This window comes from Methylobacterium sp. NPDC080182 (genome assembly GCF_050281105.1).
GTDB lineage: Bacteria > Pseudomonadota > Alphaproteobacteria > Rhizobiales > Beijerinckiaceae > Methylobacterium.
Map to the genome: position 1 here is coordinate 41,905 of NZ_JBNNWO010000003.1, position 15,200 is coordinate 57,104.

13 protein-coding genes are annotated in these 15,200 nt (G+C 72.9%); 10 read left to right on the plus strand and 3 right to left on the minus strand.

Annotation, left to right across the window (positions count from 1 at the left end):
- The first annotated feature begins 111 nt into the window (after window positions 1-111).
- From ACQKQD_RS06170 to ACQKQD_RS06200, 7 genes are all read left to right on the plus strand, one after another.
- The gene (locus ACQKQD_RS06170; protein ID WP_427507787.1) at window positions 112-1,404 is read left to right on the plus strand and encodes a nicotinate phosphoribosyltransferase; all 1,293 of its coding nucleotides are present in this window, start codon (window positions 112-114) and stop codon (window positions 1,402-1,404) included.
- Between the two features lie 277 nt (window positions 1,405-1,681).
- Window positions 1,682-3,136 carry an MmgE/PrpD family protein gene (locus ACQKQD_RS06175; protein WP_427507788.1) on the plus strand — a complete coding sequence of 485 codons (1,455 nt, stop codon included), beginning with the start codon at window positions 1,682-1,684 and terminating at the stop codon, window positions 3,134-3,136.
- Between the two features lie 114 nt (window positions 3,137-3,250).
- On the plus strand, window positions 3,251-5,338 hold the full coding sequence (locus ACQKQD_RS06180; protein ID WP_427507789.1) for an AI-2E family transporter: 2,088 nt from the start codon (window positions 3,251-3,253) through the stop codon (window positions 5,336-5,338).
- A gap of 108 nt (window positions 5,339-5,446) precedes the next feature.
- On the plus strand, window positions 5,447-6,235 hold the full coding sequence (hisN, locus tag ACQKQD_RS06185; RefSeq protein ID WP_012319114.1) for a histidinol-phosphatase: 789 nt from the start codon (window positions 5,447-5,449) through the stop codon (window positions 6,233-6,235).
- 46 nt (window positions 6,236-6,281) lie between these two features.
- A complete protein-coding gene (locus ACQKQD_RS06190; RefSeq protein WP_427507790.1) occupies window positions 6,282-7,409 on the plus strand; it encodes a hypothetical protein in 1,128 nt (375 codons plus the stop codon).
- An 87-nt stretch (window positions 7,410-7,496) separates the two neighbouring features.
- Window positions 7,497-8,942 (plus strand): YcjX family protein, encoded by a 1,446-nt coding sequence (locus tag ACQKQD_RS06195; protein WP_056532408.1) that lies wholly within the window; start codon window positions 7,497-7,499, stop codon window positions 8,940-8,942.
- A gap of 28 nt (window positions 8,943-8,970) precedes the next feature.
- Window positions 8,971-9,999 carry a YcjF family protein gene (locus ACQKQD_RS06200; RefSeq protein ID WP_427507791.1) on the plus strand — a complete coding sequence of 343 codons (1,029 nt, stop codon included), beginning with the start codon at window positions 8,971-8,973 and terminating at the stop codon, window positions 9,997-9,999.
- Window positions 10,000-10,007: 8 nt separating this feature from the next.
- Here the strand turns inward: ACQKQD_RS06200 and ACQKQD_RS06205 are convergent, their stop codons facing one another.
- The 3 genes from ACQKQD_RS06205 to ACQKQD_RS06215 form a co-directional block, all read right to left on the minus strand.
- Window positions 10,008-10,235, minus strand: coding sequence for a hypothetical protein (locus ACQKQD_RS06205; protein ID WP_012319110.1), 228 nt, complete (start codon window positions 10,233-10,235; stop codon window positions 10,008-10,010).
- A 154-nt stretch (window positions 10,236-10,389) separates the two neighbouring features.
- Window positions 10,390-10,941 carry an RBBP9/YdeN family alpha/beta hydrolase gene (locus ACQKQD_RS06210; protein ID WP_042675936.1) on the minus strand — a complete coding sequence of 184 codons (552 nt, stop codon included), beginning with the start codon at window positions 10,939-10,941 and terminating at the stop codon, window positions 10,390-10,392.
- Between the two features lie 46 nt (window positions 10,942-10,987).
- Window positions 10,988-12,061 (minus strand): UV damage repair endonuclease, encoded by a 1,074-nt coding sequence (locus tag ACQKQD_RS06215; RefSeq protein ID WP_020095377.1) that lies wholly within the window; start codon window positions 12,059-12,061, stop codon window positions 10,988-10,990.
- A 113-nt stretch (window positions 12,062-12,174) separates the two neighbouring features.
- On the opposite strand from ACQKQD_RS06215, the gene ACQKQD_RS06220 reads away from it, so the two are divergent.
- The 3 genes from ACQKQD_RS06220 to ACQKQD_RS06230 all read left to right on the plus strand — a co-directional run bounded on the left by ACQKQD_RS06220 (window position 12,175) and on the right by ACQKQD_RS06230 (window position 15,186).
- Window positions 12,175-13,365, plus strand: coding sequence for a YihY/virulence factor BrkB family protein (locus ACQKQD_RS06220; RefSeq protein WP_091680380.1), 1,191 nt, complete (start codon window positions 12,175-12,177; stop codon window positions 13,363-13,365).
- Window positions 13,366-13,464: 99 nt separating this feature from the next.
- The gene (msrB, locus tag ACQKQD_RS06225) at window positions 13,465-13,875 is read left to right on the plus strand and encodes a peptide-methionine (R)-S-oxide reductase MsrB (protein WP_020095375.1); all 411 of its coding nucleotides are present in this window, start codon (window positions 13,465-13,467) and stop codon (window positions 13,873-13,875) included.
- 318 nt (window positions 13,876-14,193) lie between these two features.
- The gene (locus tag ACQKQD_RS06230; protein ID WP_354456038.1) at window positions 14,194-15,186 is read left to right on the plus strand and encodes a hypothetical protein; all 993 of its coding nucleotides are present in this window, start codon (window positions 14,194-14,196) and stop codon (window positions 15,184-15,186) included.
- Window positions 15,187-15,200 lie beyond the last annotated feature (14 nt).

Consider the following 15,200-nt stretch of genomic DNA (forward strand, 5'->3'; position numbering starts at 1 on the left):
CAGGATCGGCGGTTTCGCGGGCGGTCTCCGGGCGGAGGCCGCCCGTCTTCTTGACGTGTGCGGTCCCGGCATGCGCTCTGCGCGTTCCAAGCGCGGCAGAGTGCCTGACGAATGCTCGATCTGGCGAAACGGGTCTACGATCACAGTTTCCGCATCGACCCGATCGTGCGGTCGCTCCTCGACACCGATTTCTACAAGCTCCTGATGGCGCAGACGATCCTGCGCCGGCACCCTGCCATCCAGACCACCTTCGGCATCACCAACCGCACCCGCCGGATCCGGATCGCCGACGAGGTCGATGCCGGGCTGCTGCGGGAACAGCTCGACCACGCGCGGACGCTGCGCCTCAGCAAGGGCGAGATCACGTGGCTGCGGGGCAACGTGTTCCGCGGCCAGGGACGCATCCTCGGCCCCGAATTTGTCTCCTGGTTCGAGACCTTCCAGCTCCCCGAATACGAGCTCGCCGTCCATGACGGCCAGTACGAGCTGACTTTCCACGGCCCCTGGGTCGAGACCACCATGTGGGAGGTCCCGGCGCTCGCGATCCTGAACGAGCTGCGGGCGCGGGCCGTGCTGCGGGGCCTCGGCAAGCTCGACCTGCAGGTGCTCTACGCCCGCGCCATGACCCGGGTCTGGGAGAAGATCGAGCGGCTGCAGAGACTTCCGGACCTGTCGGTAGCGGATTTCGGCACGCGTCGGCGCCACGGATTCCTGTGGCAGGACTGGTGCGTGCAGGCCATGGCGGAGGGCCTGGACGGCGCGTTCCTCGGCACCTCCAATTGCCTGATCGCGGCCCGGCAGGAGGTCGAGCCGGTGGGGACGAACGCCCACGAATTGCCGATGGTCTACGCGGCGCTCGCCGAGGACGACGCGGCGCTCGCCGCCGCGCCCTACGCGGTGCTCGCCGACTGGCAGGAGGATTACGGCGGCAACCTGCTGGTGATCCTGCCCGATACCTACGGAACCACCGGGTTCCTGGCGAACGCCCCCGACTGGGTCAGCGACTGGACCGGCATCCGCATCGACTCGAAGGACCCGATCGAGGGTGGCGAGGAGGTCATCCGCTTCTGGCAGGATCGCGGGCACGACCCGCGGGAGAAGCTCGCGATCTTCTCGGACGGCCTCGACATCGACGAGATCGAGCGCATCCACGCCCGGTTCCACGGGCGCATGCGCATCGGCTACGGCTGGGGCACGCTGCTCACCAACGATTTCCGCGGGCTCCTGCCGGACGGCAAGCTCGACCCGGTCTCCATCGTCTGCAAGGTCACGCAGGCCGACGGCCGGCCGACCGTGAAGCTCTCCGACAATCCCACCAAGGCGCAGGGCCCGGCCGACGAGGTCGCCCGGTACCGGCGCGTCTTCGGCGTGGGCGCGCAGGAGGCACTCCCGGTAGTGGTGTGAAGGGGGTTCGTACCGTTTCCGGTTGATCAGATCGGTTCCGCCGTCCTTGCGAGCGGAGCGAAGCAATCCAGATAGCGCCACGCCCCCTGCTGTCCCGCAGCCCTGGGTTGCTTCGCTGCGCTCGCAAAGACGGAGCGGGCCGCACCGACCGAAGCGTTCAACCGGAAACGGTATCAGACCCGCTGCGGTGAAACACGGAGGCCGCCGCCCCAGGGATGAATTCATTATCATGTCCGGCAATCGGGGCGCCTCGGGCGGCCCTGTCCGGGAGAACGCCATGTCGATGAATCGCCGCTCGCTCATCGGGGCCGCGGGCCTCGCCCTGACGGCGCCCGCCCTGCAGGGCGCGCAGGCGGCCGAGGCCGCGAAGCCGGCCGCGAAGGCAGCGCCGCCGCACGTCACGAAGATCCTCGCGCAGTGGATCCTGGGATCCTCCTACGACACCCTGCCGGAGCCCGTCCGCCGCGAGGGCGTGCGCAGCTTCCTCAACTGGGTCGGGGTGGCCATCGGCGGCTCGCACCACGAGACCGTCGACGTGGCGGTCTCGGCGCTGCAGCTCTTCTCCGGGCCGCCGCAGGCCGGGCTGTTCGGACGGACCGAGCGGTTCGACATCATGAACGCCGCCTTCCTCAACGGCGTGTCGAGCCACATCTTCGACTTCGACGACACCCACCTGAAGACGATCATCCACCCGGCCGGCCCGGTCGCCTCGGCGATCCTGGCCTACGCGGCGATGAAACCGGTCTCCGGCAAGGACTTCCTCGAAGCCCTGGTGGTCGGGATCGAGGCCGAATGCCGGATCGGCAACGCGGTCTACCCGAACCACTACGATGCCGGGTGGCACATCACCGGCACCGCGGGCGTGTTCGGATCGGCCGCCGCCGCGGGCAAGCTGATGGGCCTCACGGAGCAGCAGATGGTCTACGCCCTCGGCCTCGCCGCCTCGCAGCCGGTGGGCCTGCGCGAGTCGTTCGGCTCGATGAACAAGAGCTTCAACCCGGGCCGGGCCGCGTCGAACGGGTTGTTCGCCGCGATCCTGGCGGCCAAGGGCTTCACCTCGTCGGACGGCATGATCGAGGCCAAGCGCGGCTGGGCCAACACGATCTCCACCAAGCAGGACTGGTCGCAGATCACCGACGGCCTCGGCACCCGCTACGAGGCGCAGCTCAACACCTACAAGCCCTTCGCCTGCGGGATCGTCATGCACCCGACGATCGACGCGGCGATCCAGATCCGCGACCAGGACCACGTCAGGCCGGAGGACATCCAGCGCGTCGACCTGAAGGTCCACCCGCTCGTCCTGGAGCTGACCGGCAAGACCGCGCCGAAGACCGGCCTGGAGGGCAAGTTCAGCATCTACCACGCCGCCGCGGTGGCCTTCGTGGAGGGCGCGGGCGGCGAGAAGCAGTTCAGCGACCGGGCGGTGAACGATCCGCGGGTGGTGGCCCTGCGCCAGAAGGTGGTGCCGGTGATCACCCCCGGCGTCGATCCCGCGCAGGTCGACATGACCGTGACGCTGAACGACGGGCGGACCTTCCACCGGCATATCGAGCACGCCATCGGCAGCGTCGAGAAGCCGATGTCGGACGCGCAGCTGGAGGCGAAATTCACCGACCTCGCCGCCGGCATCCTGCCGGACGCGCAGGCCAGGAAGGTGATGCAGCTGTGCTGGTCTCTGCCCGAGCTGAAGGATGCGGGCGACGTGGCGCGGGCCGGCGTCGCGGGGGCCTAACCTGAACGCGAAACCCGCGGGATCGATTTCGCGTCCTGTGCCGTTCCCCGTCCGCGAGGCTTCCGCCGCTCCCGGCGGCCGCCCGCGCGTGGCGTTCGGGACGTGGATCACGGTATGGGCACGAGAACCCCGGTCGGGGTCGAACCGGCAGCGCGGCCCGGGACTCCCCTGATCCCGCCGCGGCCGACCCGCGTCGCCGCGGCCGAGACGCCGCGGGCCGCCATGGCGTCGCCGGTCGTGGTCGGCGCCACCATCATCGCCGCCCTGTATTTCGGCCGCGAGATCTTCATCCCGATCGCGATCGCGCTGCTGCTGTCGTTCGTGCTGACGCCGCTGGTGAACCGCCTGCGGCGGCTGCGGCTGCCGCGGCTGGTGGCGGTGGGCGTCAGCGTGCTCCTGACCGTGGGCATCGTGGCCTCTCTGGCGACCCTGATCGGCATCCAGGCGGCCGATCTCGCGGGGGACGTCCCGCGTTACCGGGCCACGATCGAGCGCAAGATCAACGGCCTGCGCGACTCGCCCGTGGGCCACGTCACGGAATACGTCGCCAATATCGGCCGGGCGCTGCACGGCGGCGCAAAGGAGGCCGGGAGCCCGGAGGCGCAGCCGGCCGCGCCACCGCCGTCAACGTCGCCGGCAACGCCGCCCTCGTCGCCGTCGGCGGCTCCCGAGCCGGCCCAGGCCGCGCCCAAGCCCGTCCTCGTCGAGGTCGCCACGACCCCGCCGGGCTCCCTGGAGATGCTCTCGACCGTGCTCACGCCGGTGATGCATCCCCTGGCCACGGTCGGCATCGTCTTCGTGGTGCTGCTGTTCGTGCTGATGCAGCGCGAGGACCTGCGCGACCGCATGATCCGGCTGGCCGGATCGAGCGACCTGCACCGGACCACCGTGGCCATCGACGACGCGGCCAAGCGCCTGAGCCGCTACTTCGTGGTCCAGCTCGCCCTCAACGCCGCCTTCGGCGTGGTCATCGGCATCGGCCTCTACCTCATCGGCGTGCCGAACCCGGTGCTCTGGGCGATCTTCGCGGCCCTGATGCGCTTCGTGCCGTATCTCGGGGCGGTCCTGTCGGCGATCCTCCCGATGGCGCTCGCCGCGGCGGTCGATCCCGGCTGGAACATGATGATCGCCGTGGCGATCCTGTTCGTCGTCCTGGAGCCGCTGACCGGCCAGGTCTTCGAGCCGATCTTCTACGGGCAATCCACCGGGCTCTCGCCCTTCGCGGTTCTGGTCTCGGCCCTGTTCTGGACGTGGCTGTGGGGGCCGGTCGGCCTGCTGCTCTCGACGCCCCTGACCGTCTGCCTCGTGGTGCTCGGACGCTACGTCGAGCACCTGGAGTTCCTGGACGTGCTGTTCGGCGACCGGCCAGCGCTGACGCCGGTCCAGAACTTCTACCAGCGCATCCTGGCGGGCGATTCCGAGGAGGTGCTGGGCCATGCCGAGCTGATCCTGCAGGAATGCTCGCTCTCGTCCTACTACGACGACGTCGTGCTCAAGGCGCTGGAACTCGCCGCCCGCGACGCGGCCCGCGGGGTGCTGACCGCGCAGCAGAAGGGCGCGATGCGCGCCGCGCTCACCGAGTTGATCGCCGACCTCTCCGACCGCAGCGACGCCGTCGCGGGGGCGACGGGCGACGGCGAGGAGAGCGCCTGCAGCCCGCTCCCGATGGGGCCGCCCGCGGAGGCGCTGCCCGTCGCCTGGACGCGCGAGGGCGCGGTGCTGTGCGTGGCGGGGCGCGGCTTCCTGGACGAGGCCGCGGCCGCGATCCTCTCGCAGATCCTGGAGAAGCGCGGCCTCGGCGTCCGCACGGTCCCCTTCGCCGAGACGGCCTCCGTGCGGATCGGCCGGTTCGAGGCCGGGCCGGCGCGGATCGCCTGCGTGGTCTCCCTGGCGCTCGACGGCGAGCCGACGCACCTGCGCCGTCTGATCCGCCGGCTGCGCGGCCGGGTCCCGGGCGTGCCGATCCTGCTCGGCCTGTGGCTCGCCCAGGACAGCGGGGCGAACCGCCTCGCCGGCGGGCCGGGGGGCGCCGAGGCCGACGCGCAGGTGGGATCGCTGCGCGAGGCCGTCGAGGCTATTCTGGCGGCCGCGCAGGAGGACGCGACCTGCGCGGCCGCGACGGACGCATCGGCGGACACATCGGAGGGCACTTCGGACGCCCGCGGCGAGGCGGCGCGTCTGCCCGCGCCGGCCGGGGCGTGAGTCGCGGATGCGCGGGGGCGGGGGCTTGACGGGCAGGGGCGCGCGCCGGTTTCGTCGGGACGGGCCGTTTGGCCGGGCGGCCTTCGGGCGCAACAGGGGACGGAACGGATGAGCGTCGTCGAACTCGGCCGGTTCATGGACGACCTCGCGGACGCGTCCGGGAAGGCGATCCTGCCGTTCTTCCGCGCCCAGTTCGGCCTGGACGACAAGGCCCGCGGCGGGGCGCCGTTCGATCCGGTCACCGAGGCCGACCGGGCCGCCGAGGTCGTCCTCCGGGCGATGATCGGCCAGACCTTCCCGGGCCACGGCATCCTCGGCGAGGAGTTCGGCGCGGAGCGCACCGACGCCGAGTGCGTCTGGGTCCTCGACCCGATCGACGGCACCCGCGCCTTCATCGGCGGCCTGCCGACCTGGGGCACCCTGATCGGGCTGACCCGAAACGGCGTGCCGGTGCGGGGGATGATGCACCAGCCCTACCTCGCGGAGCGGTTCACCGGGGACGGGCGCAGCGCCAAGCTCCGCGCGCCGGCGGGCGAGCGGACCCTGCGCACCCGCCGCTGCGGTGACCTCGCCCAGGCGATCCTGGCGACCACGGATCCCCGGCTGTTCGCGGCCGGCGACGAGGCCGAGCGCTTCCGGGCGCTGGAAGGCCAGGTGCGAATGTCCCGCTACGGCGCGGATTGCTACGCCTACTGCATGCTGGCCGCCGGCCAGATCGACCTCGTGGTCGAGGCCGGGCTGAAGCCCTACGACATCGTCGCGCTGATCCCGATCGTCGAGGGGGCGGGGGGACGGGTCACCGCCTGGGACGGCGGCTCCGCCGCCGGCGGCGGCCGCGTGATCGCGGCCGGCGACCCGCGGCTGCACGAGGCCGCGCTCAAGGTCCTGAACCCGTGACGCGCGTCGGCATCCAGGCCGTCCGCCGCCACGAAGGCCCGACCGCGTGCTGCTGAACGCGCTCATCCTGATCACGACCCTGGTGCCGAGCGCCGAGGCCGGCGCGGACGCCCTCGCGCGCGCCCTTCCGCCCCGCGCGACGGTCGCCGCCCCGGCGGACAGCCGGCCCCCGCGCTTCGACCCCGCGACCCGCTCCGTGTCCAACTGGAACGCCCAGACCGGCGCGCAGCTGACGCCGCGGGCGCTGGCGATCACGGCCTCGCTGGCGGACGACCCGCCCTACGTCGCCCGCTGCGTGCGGCTCAACAATGGCTGGTGCATCAAGTCCGCCCGCTGGTCCGGCGAGATCGGCGCCGACGGGGAGGGCCACACCGCCTTCGCCACCCTCGACGACGGCGCCGACGCCGCCGCGAACCTGCTGCGGCGCTACTACCGCGACTACGGCCGTCGCACGGCGCTGGCCATCGTGCGCCGCTGGGCGCCGGCCGAGTGCCGCGTCGGCGCCGCGCCCGCGCGGCCGGGCCGGGCGGTAGCGGCGCCGGTCGTCTCGGCGGCCCTCGCGCCCCGCGGCCTCGGGCGGACCCTGCGGGCGCGCTACCTCGCCGCGCACCGCCCCGGCGGCGCGCCGCGGGGCCGGGCGGCCCTGCGGGTGCAGCCCTGGTCGCCGCTCGCCCGGATGGCCGGCCGCCCGACCCGGCGCCCGGTCGCCATCCCGCGGGTGGCGATGCTCCAGCCGGTTCCCGACATCGCCGCGGGCATCTCCGCCTCCACCGGCCGCCCGGCCGGGAGCGTCGCCGACCCGTCGGCGCTGCTCGACCGGAAGCCAAGTCGCGTCCCGAGTGCCGACCGGATGGTCGCAGAATCCGCGCTGCTGCCGGCGATCGCGGCCGGCCTGCCGGTCCTCGACCTGCGCCTGCCGGCTCCGCTCTGCACCGGCGACGAGGTCCGGATCCAGGCCTACGCCAACCGCATCAGCGCCAGCGTCGGCCTGAAGCCCGGCGACGACCTCGACCTGTTCGGGCCGGACGGCACGCCGCGCGCCAATCTGGCGCCCGTGATGCTGGCGATGTCGGCGGTAGAGCTCGGCACGCTGCGCGCCGGCCCGGACCTCGTCGCCGGGGCGATCGCCCGGCTGAAGCCGCCCACGCCGGCCGCCAACACCGCGCCGCCCTAGGGGCGGCTTCCCGGGCGGCAAGCCTTGCGGTTCCGGCCCGCCCGCGCCACCTCTGCCCGGCCCGTTCCCCTCACCACGAGCCCGCCCGTGCCCCTGATCGACCTTGCCGCGCGCGCCGGCTCGGCCGTCAAAGCCTTCGCCGAAGCCTCGCACGACCTGCTGGTCCAGCCGACCCTGCGGCTGGGCGTGACCGGGCTCGCGCGCTCGGGCAAGACCGTGTTCACCACGGCGCTGATCCACCATCTCGTGGAGACCCACGCGCTGCCGGCCTTCGCGCCCGCGCAGGAGGGCCGCCTGCGCCGCGCCAAGCTGGTGCCCCAGCCCGACGACGACGTGCCGCGCTTCCCCTTCGAGGAGCATTTCGCGACGCTCACCGAGGCGCGGCGCTGGCCGCGCTCCACCGACCGGATCAGCCAGTTCCGCCTGGAGATCGCCTACGAGCGCGCCGCCGGCTGGCGCACCGGCCCCGCGACTCTGATGCTGGACGTGGTCGACTACCCGGGCGAGTGGCTCCTCGACCTCGCGCTGATCGAGACCAGCTACACGGCGTGGTCCCGGGCCACGATCGGCGGCACCCGCCGGCCCGGCCGCGCCGCCGTGGCGGCGCCCTGGCTGGAGGCGCTGAAGGGCTTCGACCCGAACGGCCCCCTCGACGAGGTCGCGGCCGAGCGGGCGAGCGACGCCTTCAAGACCTACCTCGCGGGCCTGCGCGCCGGCCCCGAAGCCGTGGCGACGACGCCCCCGGGCCGGTTCCTGATGCCGGGCGACCTCGCGGGTTCCCCGGCGCTCACCTTCGCGCCCCTCGACCGGCTCACCGAGACGATCGCCCCCGACAGCCTCGCCGGGCTGATGGAGCGGCGCTTCGAGGCCTACAAGGCCAAGGTCGTGACGCCGTTCTTCCGCGACCATTTCCAGCGGGTCGACCGGCAGATCGTGCTGGTGGACGTCCTGTCGGCGGTCGATGCCGGGCCGACCGCCCTGGCTGAGCTGGAGGAGGCGCTGGACGCGGTGCTGCTCAGCCTCAACATCGGCCGCAACACGGTGCTGTCGCGGCTGTTCGCGCCACGGGCCGACCGCGTGCTGTTCGCCGCCACCAAGGCCGACCATCTCCACCAGACGAGCCACGACCGGCTCGACGCGCTGCTGCGGCTGCTCGTGTCGCGGGCCATGCGGCGGACCGAGGCCGCGGGCGCCCGGGTCGGTACGGTGGCGCTCGCCTCGGTGCGCGCCACCCGCGAGACCACCGTCCACGACGGGTCGGAGACGCTGCGGGCGGTGGCCGGCACGCCGGAAGCCGGCGAGGTGGTTGGCGACGAGGTCTTCGACGGCAACAGCGAGGCCGCGATCTTCCCGGGCGAGCTGCCGGCCCGCGCGGAGGCGGTGCTGGAGGGCGCGGTCGAGCCGGGCTCGCTGCGCTTCCCGCGCTTCCGGCCGCCGCTGGTGCGCCCGGACGGGCTCGGCCGCGCGGGGCACCTGCCGCAGATCCGGCTCGACCGGGCGATGCAGTTCCTGATCGGCGACCGGCTGGCGTGACGATGTGTGCGATGCGGAGCCCGCGACCATGACCTCCGGCCAGAAACCCCGCGCCTTCCGGATCAGCCCCGAACCGGTCGGCGAGCCGAGCGTGACCACGACGCCGCTCGGGCCCCGGCCGCCGCAGGCCCGGATCGTCGAGGAACCCTTCGAGATCCTCGACGCCGCCGACGGCGTCGCCGTTCCGGTGGCGCCGCGCTCGCGCTCGCCCTGGGGCGCCCTGTTCTTCTCGGCGGTGGGCGGCCTCGTCTCCCTGGGCGTCGGCCTGTCGGTCGAGCGGATGATCAGCGACCTGTTCCAGGCCGCCCCCTGGCTCGGCTGGGTCGCCCTCGCGCTGCTGGGCCTCGCCGCGCTGGCGCTGCTGGCGATCGTGGTGCGGGAACTCGCCGGCCTGCGGCGCGAGCGCAAGATCGAGCGGCTGCGCCAGTCGGCGCTGGACGCCCTCGCCACCCGCGACCACACCGGCGCGCAGGCGGTGGTGCAGGCGCTCTCGACCTTCTACGCGGACCGCGACGCCCTGTCGGCGGGCCGCGCCCGGATCGACGCGGCCGCCGACGCGATCCTCGACGTCGACGACCGGATCGGCCTGGCCGAGCACGAACTGCTCGCCGGCCTCGACCGGCAGGCGCGCAACGCCATCGCGACGACGGCCAAGCAGGTCTCGGCGGTGACGGCGCTGAGCCCGCGGGCGATCGTCGACGTGGCCTTCGTGGTGTTCGCGGCGGTGCGGCTGTTGCGCCAGATTGCCGCGATCTACGGCGGCCGGCCGGGCTTCCTGGGCTTCCTGCGACTGGGGCGCGCGGCGCTCGCGCATCTCACGGTCACCGGCGGCATGGCGGTGGGCGAGAGCGTGATGCAGCAGGTTCTGGGGCTCGGGATCGCCGCCCGGGTCTCCGCCAAGCTGGGGGAGGGCGTGCTCAACGGGCTGATGACCGCCCGGTTCGGGCTCGCGGCGCTCAACGTCTGCCGGCCGCTGCCGTTCGTGCGGGAGGCCCCGCCGCGGCTCGCCGACGTCGCCGGCGAGCTGCTGCGCTCGGCCGAGGCCGAGCCGAAATAGGGGCGGGGCTACTTGGCGCCCGCGGCGGCGCGGCGGTTGGCGATGCGCGAGAACATGTTGCCGGTGTAGTCGGCGGTCTTCGGCTTCTCGGGCTCGCCGAGCTTGGCCTCGAAGGCCTCGATCCGCTTGAGCAGCGTCACGTCGTTGAACAGCGAGCTGTTGAAGTTGCTCTGGGCCCGGGGGCCGAGGGCGGTCTGCACCGCTTCGAGTCGTTCGAGAAGCTCTTTGCGCGTCACGGTGCTCTCCAGGGGCGGCTTCGGGACGAAGGACCGCCCGTGCCGCCACTGAAGAGGGCGGTGGTAAACAGCGCGTTAATACGACCCGTGCCGGTCCCATCCCGCCGAGCCCCGGGGACGCCGATCGTCCTCGCGCGCCGCAGGGCTCGCAGGCTCAGAGCCCCTTCAGGAACCCGGCGAGCCGCATCAGTCCCTCGGGCCAGGGGCCGTGCCCGCTCGCCACGTTGAGGTGGCCGGATTCGCCCGCGTCGACCGTGAGCGCCCCCCAGGCATGGGCAAAGTCGTCCGCCCGCTCGTAGCGGCAGTACGGGTCGGTACGGCTGGCGACCAGCAGGGCCGGGAAGGGCAGGGGATCGCGCGGCACCGGCGCGAAGGCCCGGACCGCGTCGGGCAGGCCCGGCGCTTCCTCGACGTCCGGGAGCGCCACCAGGAGGGCGCCGCGCACCACCCCCGCGGGAAAGCGCGGCACCGCCTCGACGCACGCCACCACGCCGAGGCTGTGGGCGATCAGGATGACCGGCCGCGTCGCCGCCGCGACCGCCTCGGCGATGCGGCCGCACCACGCCTCCGGGGTCGGTTCGTGCCACTGGTCCTGCTCGACCACGCGCGCGGTGGCGAGGCGGCCCGCCCAGCGGGCCTGCCAATGGTCCTCCTCGGAGCCCCCGAGCCCCGGGACGATGAGGATGTCGCAGTCGGCGGTCTTCATACCGGGATGCCTAGTGCGGACCGGCGGACGCGTCGAGACCGTCCCGTCATTCGGCCGCGATCGGCGCCGCCCCCTCGAGGGCCAGGATGTGTCGGGCGATCTGCACGGAGGCGCGGTTCTTCGCCTTGGCCTCGATCTCGAAATCCGCCCAGGCGAGGTGCCGGGCGACGAGGTCGTTCACCGCCCGGTTCCACATCATGTCGGAATGGGCCGCGAGGTCCCGGACCGCGTGGCCGGCCGCGCGCAGGGCCGGGAAGTCGGGCAGGGCGTCCGGATCGCAGGCGGCGGAGACCGCCTCGCGCGACACGCTGATATGGGCCACGGGCCGGACGCCGCGCCAGGATTCCTGCACCCGGGCGATCCGGGCATCGTCCGGCTCGAGATATTCCCCGCCGCTCTCGACCCAGTGGTGGTGCAGGTCGAGCACCACGGGCACGAGGTCGGCGAGCCGCAGCACCGCGTCGAGGCCGAACACGTTCTCGTCGTTCTCGACCGTCACGAGGTCGCGCGCCACCCGGCTCGCCCGGGGCAGGGTCTCGCGGAAGCCCTCGACCCCCGGGTCGCCCGCGCCGACATGGATGTTGATATGGGCGCCGTGCGGATGCCAGCCGCCGCCGTAGCCCATCCGGTCGAAGATCTCGGCGTGGTAGTCGAGCTCGGACAGGCCGTTGGCGATCGCCGCCGGGTTGCGGCTCGCCAGCAGGCAGAACGGTCCCGGGTGGAAGCTCAGGCGCACCCCGAGCCGGCGGGCCAGCGCGCCGGCCTCGGCGAGGCCGCGCTCGACCAGCGCCGCCATCTCGGGCTCGGCGTAGAGCGGCTGCGCGATCGGGTGGGTGTAGCCCGGAAGGACGTTGCTCGCCATGCGCAGGAGACGCTCCAGCGGCGGCCGGGCCCCGACCCAGGCGATCTGGCGGGCGAGGGCGTCGAGGTTGTGGGCGACGAGCCCGGTGAGCTTCACCCGCCGGGCGGCCGGCTCCAGCTTCGTGAGATGGGCCATGGTCACGCTGGTGAGGTTCATGTGCAGCGTGGCCTCCCGCTCCGCCTTGAGGGTGGCGTGGGTGCCGGGCGGCTCGTCCAGGACAAACTTGCAGCAGAATCCGAGTCGGGGCTGATCGCGCATAACGAGCACAACGCGCGGAGGGCCGCGGCGTCCCCGCGCGACGCGCGGAACGGCCGCGGCACGACGACGTTGGGAGTCCCGAGCGCGGCAGTTCCGCGCACTGGCCCCGATCCATGCCCCCGTCACCGTCGCGTTCGACCGGCCCCTCGGAGGGCGGCTCGATCCTCTGGATCCTGATGCTCGGTTCGGCGCTGGTCGCCCTCGCGGCGGCGCCGGCGCGGCGCCGCGTGCCGGCGGCTCTCCCCGCCGACGAGCCGCCGCTCGACCGCGATCCGTCCTGCGACGATCGGGGCCTGCGGAAGGGCGTCGCCGCGGGGGCGCGCTCGATCTCGGGGCGCGCCGCGCAGCTCACCGCCGCGACCCAGCCGGAGCGCGGCCGCGCCGCCGACAGCCCCGTCGAGATGACGCGGTCCGGCTGGAAGGACATCGTCGTCCGGGTCTACCTGGAGTTCAACAAGGACCGGGTCCTGGCGGTCGCCGCCGGGGTGACCTTCTACACGCTGCTGTCGCTGTTCCCCGCCATCGCCGCGCTGGTCTCCTGCTACGGCCTCTTCGCCGACGTGACCGTCATCAATGATCACCTCGCCCAGCTGCACGCGGTCCTGCCGTCCGGCGCGGTCGAGCTCATCGGCGACCAGGTCAAGCGCATCGCCGCCAAGGGCAGCGGCTCCCTCAGCATCACGTTCTTCTCCAGCCTGCTCCTGTCGATCTGGAGCGCCAACGCGGCCATGAAGGCGATGTTCGACGCGCTGAACGTCGTCTACGAGGAGGAGGAGAAGCGAAACTTCTTCTGGCTCAACCTCCGCTCGCTCACTTTCACGGTCGGCGCCCTGCTGTTCATCATCGTCGCGCTCAACGTGATCGTCGTCGTGCCGGTGATGCTGAACTTCCTGGGCCTCGGCTCGACCGCGTGGCTGCTCGCGGCCCTGCGCTGGCCGGCGATCCTGATCGTCCTGCTCGGCGGCCTGTCGGTGCTCTACCGGTTCGGGCCGAGCCGGGAGCACGCCCGCTGGCGCTGGGTCGGGTTCGGCAGCGTCGTCGCGGGCCTACTCTGGCTCGCCGCGTCGCTCCTGTTCTCCTGGTACGTCGCCAATTTCGGCACCTACAACGAGACCTACGGGTCGCTCGGCGCCGTGATCGGCTTCATGACGTGGATCTGGATCTCCTCGACGATCGTGCTGCTCGGAGGCGAGATCAACGCGGAGCTGGAGCACCAGACCGCCCGCGACACCACCACGGGCGCGCCGCTGCCGATGGGCGCGCGCCGGGCGCGGATGGCCGACACCGTCGGCGCCGCCGCCTGAACGCCGCGTCTCCGATCCCGGAGACGCCCTGCGGCATCCTCCGGGACTGCCGGATAGGGCGCGCGATCCCTATATAGCGTGGCGAGAAGGGAGATCGCCATGGCCGACACGCCGACCACCAGCCCGGAGACCCGCAGCGACGCCGAGTGGCGCTCGGCGCTGACACCGGAGCAGTACCGGGTCCTGCGCGAGCACGGCACGGAGCGGGCCGGCACGAGCTGTCTGCTCGCCGAGAAGCGGGCCGGGACCTTCACCTGCGCCGGCTGCGGTCAGCCGCTGTTCGAGCAGGGCACCAAGTTCGAGTCCGGAACGGGCTGGCCGAGCTTCTTCGAGCCCCTCGACGGCGCCGTCGAGACCACGGTGGACCGCAGCCACTGGATGGTCCGCACCGAAGTGCACTGCGCCCGCTGCAAGGGCCATCTGGGCCACGTCTTCGACGACGGCCCGGCGCCGACCGGCCTGCGCTACTGCATGAACGGCGCGGCGATGAATTTCGAGCCGGCTGAATGAATCGCGGGGGCCGCTAACCTGGGTTCGGAAACGCGGCGCGAAAGCCGGGATATCGGGGACAGGGACCGCCGGGGCCGGATCCTCGGCCGGATCCGGTCTTGATTTCGTCGCGTTTTTGCTTAGCGCTCTATAGTCTCAGGATGTCGCTGTCCGGTGATTGGCGACGGAAGTGGTCAGGCTCTGGCGAATACGGCGTGGCAGTCAGCTTATACGCCGTGCGGGCCGGCTCCACGTGCCCCCTTCCGTGCGGCCCGGCGGCGCTGAGGGCTGTCCGCCGGATCGGCGCGCCGCCGACCAAGCGGGAGGGGTTTTGAGTTCATGAGCACCGTTCGCCGATTTCTGGTCGCACCATCCCTGGTCCGCCTGATCCGCAAGGAGCGGGGTGGCGCCCGCATCACCGAGGGTCACTTCGCGCCCCAGGGCGGCCGGGCCTCCTACGTGCGCGTCGACGGCCAGGTCTGCCAGCTGGTCCTGGTGAACAAGGGGCCGGACGGAGTCCCGGTCGAGGAGCGCACCGACGTCCCGCGCGCCCACGGCGACGCCCTGCTGGACGTGTGCCCCGGCAAGGCCGCCTACGACCGCACCACGCTGAATGCCGGCGGGCGCGAGATCGCCATCGACCGCTACGTCACCCCCGGCAGCCTGGACCTGATCAGCGTCACCTTCGACGATGACGGCGAGGCCGCCGGCTTCCACGCCCCGAGCTGGTTCGGCCGCGAGGTCAGCAGCGAGCCGGCCTTCGAGCGGGCGGCCCTGGCCATCCAGGGCGTGCCGGCGGCCGAGGAGGTGGCGCTGAGCAACGCCGCGCTGGACGCGGTGCTGGACCTGATCGAGCCGCGCTTCGGCTTCGGCCGTTACGGTAGCAGCAGCAGCAGCCGGAGCACCGAGTCCGACGAGGGTGCGATGGGTGCTATGCGCCGGGCCGCGGCTCCCGCGGCGCTGGCCGCCGCCGCGCCGGTCGTCGCCGCCCCGCCGCCGGCTCCCGAGCCCGCCGCTGCCGCCCCGCGCCCGCCCGAGCCGGCCCCGGAGCATCACCCCGAGCCCGAGCCGCAGCCGGAGCCCGCGCCGGAAGCGGCCGCGCACGCCGCGCCGGCCGCTGAGACGCCCGCCCCGCAATCCGGCAGCGGCGACGCCCTGCACGGGGATGCCCGCATCGACGACGTCATCGAGAGCCTGTCGCAGGCCCTCGGCGCGGCGATCCACCAGCAGCCCGATCCCGCCGCCGAGAACAAGGACGGGAAGAGCGAGGATCCCGCCTCGATGTTCGAGCGCTGGACCGTCCGCCCCCGCCGGACCCAGCAGCAGACCTGACCCGCGTCGCAACG

Excerpts from the sequence above, each read along its gene's own strand:
- ACQKQD_RS06170 (WP_427507787.1), top strand. The coding sequence starts at position 112 with ATGCTCGATCTGGCGAAACGGGTCTACGATCACAGTTTCCGCATCGAC.
- ACQKQD_RS06175 (WP_427507788.1), top strand. The coding sequence starts at position 1,682 with ATGTCGATGAATCGCCGCTCGCTCATCGGGGCCGCGGGCCTCGCCCTG.
- ACQKQD_RS06180 (WP_427507789.1), top strand. The coding sequence starts at position 3,251 with ATGGGCACGAGAACCCCGGTCGGGGTCGAACCGGCAGCGCGGCCCGGG.
- hisN (WP_012319114.1), top strand. The coding sequence starts at position 5,447 with ATGAGCGTCGTCGAACTCGGCCGGTTCATGGACGACCTCGCGGACGCG.
- ACQKQD_RS06200 (WP_427507791.1), top strand. The coding sequence starts at position 8,971 with ATGACCTCCGGCCAGAAACCCCGCGCCTTCCGGATCAGCCCCGAACCG.
- ACQKQD_RS06210 (WP_042675936.1), bottom strand. The coding sequence starts at position 10,941 with ATGAAGACCGCCGACTGCGACATCCTCATCGTCCCGGGGCTCGGGGGC.
- ACQKQD_RS06215 (WP_020095377.1), bottom strand. The coding sequence starts at position 12,061 with ATGCGCGATCAGCCCCGACTCGGATTCTGCTGCAAGTTTGTCCTGGAC.
- ACQKQD_RS06220 (WP_091680380.1), top strand. The coding sequence starts at position 12,175 with ATGCCCCCGTCACCGTCGCGTTCGACCGGCCCCTCGGAGGGCGGCTCG.
- msrB (WP_020095375.1), top strand. The coding sequence starts at position 13,465 with ATGGCCGACACGCCGACCACCAGCCCGGAGACCCGCAGCGACGCCGAG.
- ACQKQD_RS06230 (WP_354456038.1), top strand. The coding sequence starts at position 14,194 with ATGAGCACCGTTCGCCGATTTCTGGTCGCACCATCCCTGGTCCGCCTG.